Below are 12752 nucleotides of genomic sequence, written 5' to 3' on the forward strand. Positions count from 1 at the left end.
AGCTCGCGACATGGTCATTTTGCGCGACTGCGCCTATATCGGGGCATGACCACGAGGCTCTATACCCACCCGATCTATCTCGAGCACCTGACGCCGGCTGGTCACCCGGAGCGGCCGGACAGGCTACGCGCCATAGAGCGGGTGCTGGCCGACGAGGCCTTTGCCGATCTGGACAGGCAGCAGTCGCCGGAGGGTGATCCGGCGACGATCCTCTATGCGCATCCTGAAGAGTTCGTGGAGAAGGTTCGCTCACGCATTCCCGAGGAAGGCATTGCCCGCATCGATACAGACACTTCGGCGAGCCCGAAGAGCTGGCAGGCGGCACTGACGGCTATCGGCGCGGCCAATGCCGCCGTGGACGACGTTTTCTCCGGTACAGCCGACAACGTGTTCGTCGCCGCCCGCCCGCCCGGTCATCACGCCGAGAAGGTGACGGCGATGGGCTTCTGCCTTTTCAACAATGCGGCGATTGCGGCCCGCCACGCGCAGCGTGTGCACGGTGCAGAGCGCGTGGCCATTGTCGATTGGGATGTGCACCACGGCAACGGTACGCAGGACATCTTCTGGGACGATCCGTCCGTGCTCTACTGCTCCACGCACCAGATGCCGCTTTATCCCGGCACAGGCGCCAAGGACGAGACCGGCGCGGGCAACATCGTCAACGCACCGCTGACGGCCGGAACGGGCAGTGACACCTTCCGCGACGCGTTTCTCTCGCGTGTCCTGCCGGAGATCGACCGTTTCCGGCCCGACCTCATCATCATCTCGGCCGGCTTCGACGCCCATCACCGCGACCCGCTGGCCGAGATCAATCTTGATGAGGACGATTTCGACTGGGCGACCGGCGAGTTGATGGACAAGGCAGGTCGGTGGTCCGACAATCGGCTCGTCAGCCTGTTGGAAGGCGGTTACGACCTTCACGGGCTGGCCTTCTCGGTCGCTGCCCACGTACGCCGCCTGATGAAGGGATGATGTGATGAACCAGGATGCGGCCAACGAGGACATCAAGGCGCTGAGCTTCGAGCAGGCGCTCGAGGCGCTGGAGCGTATCGTCGACGATCTGGAGCGCGGAGACGTGCCGCTCGAGCAGTCGATCCGCATTTACGAGCGCGGCGAAGCGCTCAAGGCGCATTGCGAGAAGCTGCTGAAGGCGGCCGAGGACAAGGTGGAGAAGATCCGCCTGTCGCGCGACGGTGCGCCTGTCGGCACCGAGCCGCTCGATCCCGAATAGGCGATTCTAGCCGTCCGCCGGAGCGGCCTCGCCAAAATCCTCCGGCCTTGCCGCATAGAACCGTTCAGGCGCTTCCCATCTGTCCGGAATGTTTGCCTCGCCCCATCGGGCGAGCTCCTGCAGGGCGGGAATAAGTTCCGCGCCACGCGGCGTCAGCGCGTAGGCGCCCCGGATGGAGCCTTGGCGCGCGGTAGTGCGCGCAATCAAACCTGCATCTTCCAGCCGGCGCAGCCGCTCCGCCAGAATGTTGGTCGATATCTTCTCGGCCGAGGCGAGAAAATCCGAATAGCTCGTCGCTCCGACCACCATCGACCTGAGGATCAGCAACGACCACTTGTCGCCGACGATGTCGAGCGTCGAGGCGATCGGGCATTGGGAACGAAACTCCATCATGCCACCATTATGGATTCTCACTTGCAAAATGCAAGTACGAAGGCTTAAGCTGCACGAAGAGTTGAGACTGGAGGAGTTTCCATGCTGCCCATCACGTCCATGGTCGCGTCGCTTGCGGCGGTCGCGCTGATCGCCATCAGTATTTCGGTCAGCCTTCGCCGGATGAAGGTGGACACCAGGATCGGCTTCGGTAGCGACGAGACTTTGATGCGACGCATCCGTGCGCAGGGCAATTTCACGGAATACGTCCCGCTGGTGCTTATTCTTCTGGGCCTCGCTGAATATCGCGGCGCAGCTACCCACTGGCTTTGGCTTGTTGCCGGTCTTCTGGTTGCAGGCAGGGCGCTGCACTATGCCGGCATCATCACCGGCAGCACCGCCATACGCGCGCCGGGCATGATCTTTACCTACAGCGCCCTCCTTGCAGGCGCATGCATTCTCGCCTTCGCATAGGGGCCCGCGGCTCTGAGGCCAAATCCCTCTTGGCAAGCGCGTTGCGGGGGGCGAAGATGTCTCATGAGCTTCTTCCCCGGCAATGATCCCCAGCCCGGCGACGCGCTTGCGTGCGACGCCATCGAAACCCTCATCATACCCAATGCAAAGGATATCGGCGGGTTCGAGGTGCGCCGTGCACTGCCGACGGCCAGGCGAAAGCTGGTCGGCCCTTTCATCTTCTTCGACCGCATGGGACCGGCGATCCTGCGCGGGGACAAGATGCTCGACGTACGCCCGCATCCCCATATCGGACTTTCGACCGTCACATACCTTTTTGACGGCAAGATCAGGCATCGCGATTCGCTCGGGACCGAGATGGTCATCGAGCCCGGCGACATCAACCTGATGACCGCAGGGCGGGGTATCGTTCATTCCGAACGCTCGCCCGAGGAGTTGCGCGGCAACCCCATGGCGATGTCCGGTCTGCAGACCTGGCTCGCCTTGCCGGACAGCAAGGAGGAAGTCGATCCGCTGTTCGAGAACACCGCGCGTGACGAGATGCCGGTGCTCGATGCCGACGGCGTCTCGGGCCGCGTGGTGATCGGCGCCTTTCACGGTCTGCGTTCGCCGGTCAAGACGGCATCCGACACACTCTATGCGGATATCAGGCTTGCTCCCGGAGCGCGCCTGCAGATTCCAGCCGATGCCGAGGAGCGCGCCATCTATGTACTGGACGGCGAAGTCGACGTTCTCACCGACCGCTTCCCATCCGACCGGTTGCTTGCCTTCCGTCCGGGTGACGAGATCGTCGTCTCGTCCGAGCGCGGTGCGCATCTGATGCTGTTCGGCGGCGCATCGCTGGGCTCGAAACGCTACATCTGGTGGAACTTCGTGTCCTCCTCCAAGGAGCGCATAGAGCAGGCGAAGGAAGAGTGGCGGACCGGCCGTTTCGACATCGTTCCGGGCGACGAGGAAGAGTTTATTCCGCTGCCCGAAGGTTGAACCGGCCCAAAGGCCGCATTTACTTTCGTGGCTCAACGGCCTATTTCGGGCTCGATACGACAATGGATGAAACGGCGAGCCTGTGACGCCAGCCCCCGATACCCCGCTCCTCGACAAGGTCCGCATTCCAGCCGACCTGCGCGACCTGACCGAAGGCGAACTGCCGCAACTGGCTTCCGAGCTGCGGGCGGAACTGATCGACGCGGTTTCGCAGACCGGCGGCCATCTGGGAGCCGGCCTCGGCGTGGTCGAGCTGACGGTGGCGCTTCACTACGTCTTCGACACGCCCGCCGACCGCATCATCTGGGATGTCGGCCATCAGGCCTATCCGCACAAGATCCTGACCGGCCGGCGCGACCGCATCCGCACGCTGCGGCAGGAAGGCGGCCTTTCCGGCTTCACCAAGCGAGCGGAGAGCGAATACGATCCGTTCGGCGCGGCGCATTCCTCGACCTCGATTTCCGCCGGCCTCGGTATGGCGGTTGCGCGCGATCTAAAGGGCGGCGCCAACAATGTGATTGCCGTGATCGGCGACGGCGCCATGTCGGCCGGCATGGCCTATGAGGCGATGAACAACGCCGGCGCGCTCGACGCGCGGCTGATCGTCATCCTCAACGACAACGACATGTCGATCGCACCGCCGTCCGGCGCGATGAGCCACTATCTGGCCCGGCTGGCGTCTGGCTCGACCTATGCCGGCATCCGGGATTTCGGCAAGAAACTGACGTCCTATCTCGGCAAGCGCGTCGACCGTGCTGTTACGCGCGCCGTCGAACATGCGCGCGGCTACGTCACCGGCGGCACGCTGTTCGAGGAAATGGGCTTCTTTCACATCGGCCCCATCGACGGGCATGACCTGGAACACCTCGTGCCCGTGCTGCGCAACGTGCGCGACAACGGTACCGGTCCCGTGCTCATCCATGTCGTCACCCAGAAGGGTAAGGGCTACGCGCCGGCCGAACAGGCTGCCGACAAGTATCACGGCGTCAACAAGTTCGATGTCATCAGCGGCGCGCAGGCCAAGGCGCCGGCCAATGCGCCGAGCTATACCAAGGTGTTCGCCGAAAGCCTCGTGCGCGAGGCCCAGGAAGACGACCGTATCGTCGCCGTCACCGCTGCGATGCCGAGCGGCACGGGCCTCGATCTCTTCGGCGAGGCGTTCCCTTCGCGCACCTTCGACGTCGGCATCGCCGAGCAGCATGCCGTCACCTTCGCGGCCGGTCTGGCGACTGAGGGGCTGAAGCCGTTTGCGGCCATCTACTCGACCTTCCTGCAGCGCGCCTACGACCAGGTCGTGCATGACGTTGCGATCCAGAAGCTGCCGGTGCGCTTTCCGATCGACCGTGCCGGCTTCGTCGGCGCTGACGGCCCGACTCATTGCGGCGCGTTCGACGTGACCTATCTGGCTTCGCTGCCGGACTTCGTCGTCATGGCGGCCGCCGACGAGGCGGAACTGCGCCATATGGTGCGCACCGCCGCCGATTTCGATGAGGGTCCTATCGCCTTCCGCTATCCGCGAGGCAATGGGGTGGGCGTTGAGATGCCCGAGCGTGGCCAGCCGCTGGAGATCGGCCGCGGCCGCATCGTCAAGCAGGGCACAAAGGTGGCGCTGCTGTCTTTCGGCACCCGCTTGGCTGACTGCCTGCTGGCGGCGGAAGAACTGGACGCTGCGGGCCTCTCAACGACGGTCGCCGACGCCCGCTTCGCCAAGCCGCTCGACGCCGATCTGGTGCGGCGGCTCGCGCGCGAGCATGAGGTGCTCATCACGGTCGAGGAAGGCGCGATCGGCGGCTTCGCGACACATGTCCTGCACCAGCTCGCCCATGAGGGCCTGCTGGAAAGCGGCCTCAAGGTCAGGCCGCTGATCCTGCCGGACGTCTTCGTCGATCACGCCAAGCCTGAGAAGATGTATGCGGATGCCGGGCTCGACACGGCCGGCATCGTGCGTGCGGTATTTGGCGCGCTCGGTCGCTCGGTGGGCGCCGCAAGCGCCTGATTGAGGCCAATGAGTGCCCGCCTTCCAGGCTTTGGTGCGCACGTCGCGCATACGTTTCGCTAACCCTTCCGCTTGGCGCTTCCTTAGGTCCGCTGCGATAGAACCGCGCCCGAAAGCGAATGGGGTTTCGGGATGCGCAGGCTGGCGTTTGCCTTGCTGGTGGTGATGGTGCTTGGCGGTGACGTGGCCGCCGACGAACGCTATGACCGCCGCCTCGATGAGGCGGCCGCCAGCATAGTCGCTTCCCGACTGAACGCCCCGTTGCGCGGCGCTTTCGGTCTCGGCGAGGAGCCCCGATTGGGGAGGCGACCCGAGGAGGGCAAGCCGGCAAGACCCGGCGCCAGACTGCCCGGCGTCTGGCAGGACGGGCTGGCGATCGCGGTCGAGAGAAGACCGCGGGCCTCTCCTGAACTCTGACAATCCCCGATCCGTCTTGCCTTGGCCGCGCGCTTGGCCCAAGGAAGGCGCATGAACACGCAACACCAACCCGCCGGCCGACTGCGCCTGGATGAACTGCTCGTCCGGCGCGGGCTGTTTGCCAGCCGTTCGCGGGCGCGCGACGCGATCACGCGGGGCGCGGTGGTCGTAAATGGGGTTGCGGCGGCGAAGCCGGGGCAGGCGACCGTCGAGACGGCTGAGATTGCCGTCGACGATCCGGCGCGCGCCTACGTCTCGCGCGCGGCGCTTAAGCTGGTGGCGGGGCTCGACGCATTCGGCATCGATCCGGCGGGGCTGCATGCGCTCGACATCGGCGCATCCACGGGCGGTTTCACGCAGGTGCTGCTGGAGCGCGGCGCAACACATGTGGTTGCGGTTGACGTAGGCCACGGCCAGCTCGATCCGGCGCTTGCATCCGATACACGCGTCACGTCGCTGGAAAAGCTCAACGCGCGCGAGCTTGACGCCGACCATCTCGGCGGCATCCGGCCTAGCCTCGTCGTTTCCGATGTCAGCTTCATCTCGTTGAAGCTGGCTCTGCCGCCGGCCCTCGAACTTGCCGCGCCCGGCGCGCGCTGCGTGCTGCTGGTCAAGCCGCAGTTCGAGGCAGGCCGGGAAGCGATCGGCAAGGGCGGCCTCCTCCGCGACCCCGCGATGGGCGAGCAGATTGCGCGCGACCTCGAAGCATGGCTCGACGCGCTGCCCGGATGGCGTGTGCTTGGCTTCGTGCCGTCGCCGATCGAAGGTGGCGATGGCAACCGGGAATTCCTGCTGGCAGGCGTGAAGGACAGATGAGCGGCATTCTTACCATTTCGCGTCTCGGCGCCCAGGGCGACGGCATCGCCGAGACGGGGCAGGGGCAGGTCTTCGTGCCGTTCGCGCTGCCCGGAGAAAAGGTCAACGCCTCGCTGGACGGAAAGAAGGCCGACCTCGTCTCGGTCATCGAGCCGTCGCCGCTGCGCGTCGAGCCGCCATGCCGTCATTTCGGCGATTGCGGCGGCTGCGCCCTCCAGCATCTGGAAGAGACGGCCTATCGCGAGTGGAAACGCGAGAAGCTTGTCGAGGCGCTGCGGTCGAAAGGGCTCGAAGCACCGGTGGACGATTTGGTCCCCTGCCAGCCGCACACGCGCCGCCGCGCGGCATTTACCGCGCGCACGACGGACAAGGGTGTGCTGCTCGGCTTCAACGCCGCGCTCTCGCACCGCATCGTGGATGTCGAGGAATGCCCGCTCCTTCTGCCGTCTATCGTCGATAGCCTGCCGCTGCTCCGCGATCTGACGGCGCTGATCGCGCGCAGCTTCAAGCCTTTCCGGCTCAACGTCACGCACACCGCATCCGGCCTTGATGTGGCCGCCGAAGGGAGCGGGTCGCTGGAAGGTAAGGCGCGCCAGGCAGTGGTCGAATTCGTCGTGCGCAGCGGTCTCGCCCGCCTTTCCATAGACGGCGAGATCATCGTCGAGCCAAAGAAGCCGCTTATCATGGCCGGTGAAGTCGCGGTGCTGCCGCCACCGGGCGCCTTTCTGCAGGCGGTCGCCGAGGCGGAGACGACCATGGCCGGACTGGTTGGCGCGCATCTGGCGAAGGCAAAGCGCGTGGCCGACCTTTTCGCCGGCGTCGGCACGTTTGCCCTCCGGCTGGCGCGCAACGGCGAGGTCCATGCGGTGGAGGGCGACGCGGCGGCGATTGCAAGCCTCGATCGCGCCTACCGTTTCGGCGAGGGACTCAAGAAGGTTACGGTCGAAAAGCGCGACCTGTTCGTGCGCCCGCTCACCTTCAAGGAACTCGACGCGACATTCGACGGGCTGGTCTTCGATCCGCCGCGTGCCGGCGCGGAAGATCAGGCCAAGCAAATAGCCCGCAGCCAGGTCCGCTTCGTCGCAGCCGTTTCTTGCAATCCGGTCACGCTGGCGCGCGATCTGCGCATCTTAGTCGATGGCGGCTATCGCATTACGCGGGTGGTGCCGGTCGACCAGTTCCTGTGGTCGCCGCATCTCGAAGCGGTGGCGCTGCTGGAGAAGCCGCGGAAAAGGCGATAGTCAGGCCAGCAGCCGGTCGACGAACGCCGGCACGGTTTCCGTTGCCGGCCCCCGGATCGTTTCGTCAAACAATTCGGTATTTTCCGACTGTTCGAGGTTAAGTTCCACCGTGCGCGCACCTGCTGTCCGTGCCTCCTCGACGAAAGCCGCGGCCGGATAGACATTCCCGGAAGTGCCAATGGCAATGAAAAGCTCCGCCTCACGCAGCGCGCGGTAGATGCGGTCCATCTGGTACGGCATCTCGCCGAACCACACCACGTCGGGCCGCAGGCGCCCGATGGTCCCGCACAAGGTGCATTGCGAATTCACGGTCATGTCGCCGCGCCAGCGCATGCGCATGCCGCATGCTTCGCACAGCGCCGACCCGTGCTCGCCATGCATATGGATCAGCTTCCTAGATCCAGCCGATTCGTGCAGGTCGTCGACATTCTGCGTCACCAGCAGGAATTCACCTTTGAACCCACCTTCAAGCCGCGCCAGCGCGTGATGCGCTTCGTTGGGGTAGATGTTGGCCAGGTTGCGTCGGCGCATGTTGTAGAATTCGAGCACTTTGCCGGGATTGCGCGCATAGCCCTCGGGTGTCGCGTAATCGCGATAGTCGATCTTCGACCAGAGACCGTTCTTGTCGCGAAAGCTGGGTATGCCGGATTCGACGGAAATCCCCGCACCGGTGAGGATAACGATGGAGGAGGGGGGCTTCATAGGCGGCTCAGCTTGAAATGGGCGACTATTGAGCGCATATTGAGCATACAAATGTCAAAATACGCAAGGATGTTGTCATGTCCATGATGGCGTTGGAAAGCTCCGCACAGAAGTTCGGCGAGGGCGGCACGCCGTTCCTGTCGGCGCGGCGCGTGGCCGATCTGCTCGGGGTGACGATGACCGAGCTGGCCAGCCTGATCGGTGTTGCCCGCAACACGCTGGCAGCCAAGGGCGGTGCACGCAAGGTCGACGCCGCATTGAGCCCGGTGGTGCGGGTGCTGGCGATGGCCGGCGAGATGGCCGGCGGCGAGGAGCGCGCGGCGATCTGGTTCAAGCATCAGCCGATTCCGGGCTGGGCCGGCAAGACCGCCTACGATCTCGTCCGCGACGGCAAGGCCGACAAGGTTCTGGCCTATCTGGAGGCAGTGCGTTCCGGCGTCTATGCCTGACGGAAAGCCACCGCTGACCCTTTGGCGCGCTTTCGTGCCGCGCTGGGCGCATCTGCCGCTCTCGGGCGAAGGCGCCGCGCGCTTCGGTGGACGGTGGAATCCCGAAGGTGAGCCGACGATCTATGCCGCGCGCGAGCTCTCGACAGCCTGGGCAGAGTACAATCAGGGCTTCGTCCAGCATCCGGCCCTCATCGCCCGGCTCGAGCTGGAGGGCGCAAGCCTGGCCGATCTGACCGATGAGCAGGTGCTTGGTGGTTTCGGCGAGACTTCAGAAATTCATCGTTGCGAATGGCGCGCTGCGCTTGATGCCGGCGAGCAGTCGCAGACCCACATGCTGCGCGAGCGGCTGCTCGACGAAGGGTTCCACGGCGTCGTTTATCCATCCTTCATGTCGCCGGGCGGCACCTGTGTGGCCCTGTGGCGGTGGAACGGGCCTGACGAGCCGAAGCTGACGGTGGTAGATCCCGAAGGCAGCCTGCCAAAGACCCCGGCGTCATGGCTCTGACAGCTTGATTTCAGGTGCGTCCTTCGAGGCTCGCTGCGCTCGCACCTCGGGATGAGGGAGGTAGGTTGATCGAACCCGCCTACAGTGGGCTCGATGCACATTACCGAAACGGCCCTCGAGCGCACGAGCTTGCAGGATTGGTACAACGGTCCTCATCCTGAGGTGCGATCCTGAGCCTGTCGAAGGGGAGCCTCGAAGGACGCACAACCGGAACTACGTCCGCGTGCCGCCCACGGTCATCTGGTTCATGCGCAGATGCGGTTGTCCGACGCCAACCGGCACGCCCTGGCCGGCCTTGCCGCACATGCCGATGCCGTTGTCGAGCTTCATGTCGTTGCCGATCATGCTCACGCGGTGCATCGCGTCCGGGCCGTTGCCGATCAGCATGGCGCCCTTTATCGGCTGGGTCACCTTGCCATCCTCGATCATGTAGGCCTCGGTGCAGCCGAACACGAACTTGCCCGAAGTAATGTCGACCTGCCCGCCGCCGAACGATACGGCATAGATGCCGTTCTTCACCGAAGAAATGATCTCCTCGGGCGTATGCTCGCCGGCGGTCATGTACGTGTTGGTCATGCGCGGCATCGGCGTGTGTGCGTAGGATTCGCGCCGTCCGTTGCCGGTCGGGCGCATGCCCATCAGCCGCGCGTTCTGCCGGTCCTGCATGTAGCCGACCAGCTTGCCGTCCTCGATCAGAACGGTGCGGTTGGTGGCCGTGCCCTCGTCGTCGATGGTCAGCGATCCGCGGCGGTCTGTAATCGTGCCGTCGTCCACCACGGTGACGCCTTTGGCGGCGACCTGCTGGCCCATAAGGCCCGCAAAGGCAGATGTCTTCTTGCGGTTGAAATCGCCTTCGAGCCCATGTCCGACAGCCTCGTGCAGCATCACGCCCGGCCAGCCTGCCGAAAGCACGATGTCGAACGTGCCGGCGGGGGCGGGCACCGCTTCGAGATTGACCAGGGCCTGGCGCAGTGCCTCCTCGGCCGCATGCTTCCACGATTGCTCGGCGATGAACTCGCCGAAACCCTTGCGTCCGCCCATGCCGTAGGAGCCACTCTCCTGGCGGTCGCCCTCGCCGACGACGACCGCGACATTGACGCGGACCAGAGGCCGGACGTCATGGGCGATGCGGCCGTCGGCGCGCAGGATTTCCACCTGCTGCCACGAGGCCGCCAGCGACGCGGTGACTTGGCGCACACGCGGATCGCGATCGCGAACCCATGCGTCGATCTCCTGCAGCAGCTTTGCCTTTTCGCCGAAGACCGGCTCCGAGGTAGGGTTTTCTTCGCCGTAAAGCTTGCGGTTCGTGCCGGCCGGCGCGTCCGCCAGCGTGCCGCTATAACCGGCTTTGACTGCGGAAACCGCGTCGGACGCGCGCAGAAGTGCCGCGTGCGAGAACTCGCTGGCGTGCGCGTAACCAGCCGCTTCGCCGGCGACTGCGCGCAGCCCGAAACCGCGATCGGCGTTGAAGTTCGCGGTTTTCAGGCGGCCGTTGTCGAAAACGAGAGCCTCGCCTTCGCGATATTCCATGAAGAGTTCGCCGTCATCGGCGCCATCGATGGTTTCGGCGACAATGCGGCGGATGGTATCTTCGGAGACGTCGAACTGTTCGAGAAGGCTGGCTGGCACTGTGCGGCTCCGTTCCTGAATGGCACTGGCCGCTATATAGTCGCGCGGGCGAAAAGTTGCACCCGCCGCCGTCAAATGCCCAAAAAATCAGGGAAGCGCGTCGAAGCCTTCGGCGAAACCGTCGAGTTCGACGGGGATACCGATGCCTTCCTCGGGTGTCTGGAACACGATGAAGGTCGCCGCCTGGCCGTTGCGCAGCATATCGAGCAGGGGCTGTTCGAGAATCACCTCGGCGTAGCAGCCGTCCTGGAAGCAGCGAACGAAATAGGCGCGCCCGACGTCGTTGCCGTCGACATTGAGCCCGAGCCCGTTGGGAAGAAGCACGCCGAGCGGTGCCAGCACCCGCAGGATTTCTGCCCGGTCGTCCGCCGTGCGCAACACCACGACGGAAAGGCCAACCTCCGGCCTGTCTTCAGCGATCACGTTCTGCATCAGGGCGCATTGCTCGGTCGCTGCGCCGCCGGGCGTATCGCAGATCACCGACCACGCCCCATGGGTCGACTTCACCGCGCCCGAGGGCGCCTGCTGCTGCGCCGCCGCCGGAAGGCAAAAGGCGATCGCACCGAGGGCGGCCGCAAACGGCATTGTCCAACGAAACGGCATCGATCCTACCCCTTGCATCCTTAAGCACTCTGGCGGCGCGGCATCTTCGCCTGCGTCGCGTCAGGTCAGCCCAAATCACATCGATGGGGCATGATCGTGTCCGAAGCCGGCATCTGCGACCGGAATTTGCGATCATGCCTTCGCGAATCACGACAATCTAGCCCGAGAGTCGGTTCGCGCAAACAAGACTGTGCGCAAGTCCTTGCGATGCCTCGCGATTGTACCCCGTCGATGCGCATCTTGAGCGCGCCCGATGCTTTCGTCGCAAGTTGAGCGAAATCAAGGCATATGGGGCAGGATGTGGGCCGCGCGCGCAAAAATGCCGCAGATATCCCGCCATGCCTTTCTTGCGGTTGATATGAGAGTATGGTTTGAACGCGCGATAGCGGCCCGGCGCATGTCCGCCAGCCGGCATTGTAGTTTCGTCGAGACGTTTCGACCGGGGAGATGAAGAGGGTTATGAAGAAGTTCCTTGCGGGCCTGGGCGCCGTTTCGCTGGTACTTGCCGCTTCGAGCGCATTCGCGGGGCAGGCGGCTCCCTGGCAACTGAGCTTCCAGGAGCCAGCTTCCGACATGATGGAGGCGATCGTCTGGTTCGAGCGCTACACGCTCTGGTTCATCGTGCCGATCACCTTTCTTGTGCTGGCGCTTCTGGCCTGGTGCATCATCAAGTTCCGCGCGAGCGCCAATCCGACGCCGTCGCGCACCAGCCACAACACCATGATCGAGGTGATCTGGACCGTAGGTCCGGTTATCGTTCTGCTTTTCCTGGCGGTTCCCTCGTTCCAGCTCCTGACGGCGCAGTACAATCCGCCGGAAGAGCCGACCATGACCATCAAGGCCACCGGCTACCAGTGGAACTGGGAATATGAGTACCAGGACGAGGAACCGCTGACGTTCGCTTCCTTCATGCTGCAGGAGGGCGATCGCGCCTCGGCGGGCAAGGAAGACATGGCAGAGTTTCCGCGTCTTCTGGCTGTCGACAACGAGGTCGTCGTGCCGGTCAACACCACCGTGCGCGTTCTCGTCACCGCGGCCGACGTGATCCACGCGTTCGCGATGCCGTCCTTCGGCATCAAGGTCGACGCCGTGCCGGGGCGTATCAACGAGACCTGGTTCAACGCCACGCGCGAAGGCATCTTCTACGGCCAGTGCTCTGAGCTCTGCGGCAAGGATCACGCCTACATGCCGATCGGCATCCGCGTCGTCAGCCAGGAGCAGTACGACGCATGGCGCTCGGAGGCTCAGGCGAGCCTCGAAGAGGCCAACAAGTCGCTGATGGCCTCGATTCGCGGCCAGCAAATGAATGTAGCGGACGCCGGCAACTGAAGTC

At 64.5% G+C, this 12752-nt stretch carries 15 protein-coding genes; 11 read left to right on the forward strand and 4 right to left on the reverse strand.

The annotated features are described in order from the left end of the window. Positions 1 to 45 precede the first annotated feature (45 nt). Both V1479_RS08450 and V1479_RS08455 read left to right on the forward strand, forming a co-directional pair. Entirely contained in the window at positions 46 to 972 is a 927-nt protein-coding gene (locus V1479_RS08450) for a histone deacetylase family protein (protein ID WP_368802519.1), read from the forward strand. Positions 973 to 976: 4 nt separating this feature from the next. Then, entirely contained in the window at positions 977 to 1231 is a 255-nt protein-coding gene (locus V1479_RS08455) for an exodeoxyribonuclease VII small subunit (RefSeq protein WP_173186426.1), read from the forward strand. A gap of 6 nt (positions 1232 to 1237) precedes the next feature. Here V1479_RS08455 and V1479_RS08460 read toward each other — a convergent pair whose 3' ends face one another. Then, a complete protein-coding gene (locus V1479_RS08460) occupies positions 1238 to 1624 on the reverse strand; it encodes a winged helix-turn-helix transcriptional regulator (RefSeq protein ID WP_368802520.1) in 387 nt (128 codons plus the stop codon). Positions 1625 to 1705: 81 nt separating this feature from the next. Between V1479_RS08460 and V1479_RS08465 the strand changes: the two genes are divergently transcribed. From V1479_RS08465 to V1479_RS08490, 6 genes are all read left to right on the forward strand, one after another. Continuing rightward, on the forward strand, positions 1706 to 2077 hold the full coding sequence (locus tag V1479_RS08465; protein ID WP_368802521.1) for an MAPEG family protein: 372 nt from the start codon (positions 1706 to 1708) through the stop codon (positions 2075 to 2077). A 63-nt stretch (positions 2078 to 2140) separates the two neighbouring features. Beyond that, on the forward strand, positions 2141 to 3061 hold the full coding sequence (locus tag V1479_RS08470) for a pirin family protein (RefSeq protein WP_368802522.1): 921 nt from the start codon (positions 2141 to 2143) through the stop codon (positions 3059 to 3061). 82 nt (positions 3062 to 3143) lie between these two features. After that, the gene (gene dxs / locus V1479_RS08475) at positions 3144 to 5057 is read left to right on the forward strand and encodes a 1-deoxy-D-xylulose-5-phosphate synthase (RefSeq protein WP_368802523.1); all 1914 of its coding nucleotides are present in this window, start codon (positions 3144 to 3146) and stop codon (positions 5055 to 5057) included. A 132-nt stretch (positions 5058 to 5189) separates the two neighbouring features. After that, a complete protein-coding gene (locus tag V1479_RS08480) occupies positions 5190 to 5474 on the forward strand; it encodes a hypothetical protein (RefSeq protein WP_368802524.1) in 285 nt (94 codons plus the stop codon). Positions 5475 to 5525: 51 nt separating this feature from the next. After that, positions 5526 to 6290 carry a TlyA family RNA methyltransferase gene (locus tag V1479_RS08485; protein ID WP_368802525.1) on the forward strand — a complete coding sequence of 255 codons (765 nt, stop codon included), beginning with the start codon at positions 5526 to 5528 and terminating at the stop codon, positions 6288 to 6290. Beyond that, a complete protein-coding gene (locus V1479_RS08490) occupies positions 6287 to 7531 on the forward strand; it encodes a class I SAM-dependent RNA methyltransferase (protein ID WP_368802526.1) in 1245 nt (414 codons plus the stop codon). The genes V1479_RS08485 and V1479_RS08490 overlap by 4 nt, the downstream gene beginning before the upstream one ends. On the opposite strand, the gene V1479_RS08495 is transcribed toward V1479_RS08490, so the two are convergent. Then, entirely contained in the window at positions 7532 to 8233 is a 702-nt protein-coding gene (locus V1479_RS08495; RefSeq protein WP_368802527.1) for an NAD-dependent deacylase, read from the reverse strand. 77 nt (positions 8234 to 8310) lie between these two features. On the opposite strand from V1479_RS08495, the gene V1479_RS08500 reads away from it, so the two are divergent. Together V1479_RS08500 and V1479_RS08505 are read left to right on the forward strand one after the other, a co-directional pair. Beyond that, positions 8311 to 8682: an antitoxin Xre/MbcA/ParS toxin-binding domain-containing protein gene (locus V1479_RS08500; RefSeq protein ID WP_438620505.1), complete on the forward strand. Its 372-nt coding sequence runs from the start codon at positions 8311 to 8313 to the stop codon at positions 8680 to 8682. Next, on the forward strand, positions 8675 to 9187 hold the full coding sequence (locus tag V1479_RS08505; protein WP_368802528.1) for an RES family NAD+ phosphorylase: 513 nt from the start codon (positions 8675 to 8677) through the stop codon (positions 9185 to 9187). The genes V1479_RS08500 and V1479_RS08505 overlap by 8 nt, the downstream gene beginning before the upstream one ends. Before the next feature lie 213 nt (positions 9188 to 9400). Here V1479_RS08505 and tldD read toward each other — a convergent pair whose 3' ends face one another. Together tldD and V1479_RS08515 are read right to left on the reverse strand one after the other, a co-directional pair. After that, a complete protein-coding gene (gene tldD / locus V1479_RS08510; RefSeq protein WP_368802529.1) occupies positions 9401 to 10816 on the reverse strand; it encodes a metalloprotease TldD in 1416 nt (471 codons plus the stop codon). Positions 10817 to 10903: 87 nt separating this feature from the next. Then, on the reverse strand, positions 10904 to 11401 hold the full coding sequence (locus tag V1479_RS08515) for an invasion associated locus B family protein (protein ID WP_244648679.1): 498 nt from the start codon (positions 11399 to 11401) through the stop codon (positions 10904 to 10906). A 477-nt stretch (positions 11402 to 11878) separates the two neighbouring features. Between V1479_RS08515 and coxB the strand changes: the two genes are divergently transcribed. Next, positions 11879 to 12748 carry a cytochrome c oxidase subunit II gene (coxB, locus tag V1479_RS08520; protein ID WP_173186406.1) on the forward strand — a complete coding sequence of 290 codons (870 nt, stop codon included), beginning with the start codon at positions 11879 to 11881 and terminating at the stop codon, positions 12746 to 12748. Positions 12749 to 12752 lie beyond the last annotated feature (4 nt).

The sequence above is a fragment of the Neoaquamicrobium sediminum genome, assembly GCF_040970315.1.
GTDB classification, from domain to species: domain Bacteria; phylum Pseudomonadota; class Alphaproteobacteria; order Rhizobiales; family Rhizobiaceae; genus Aerobium; species Aerobium sediminum.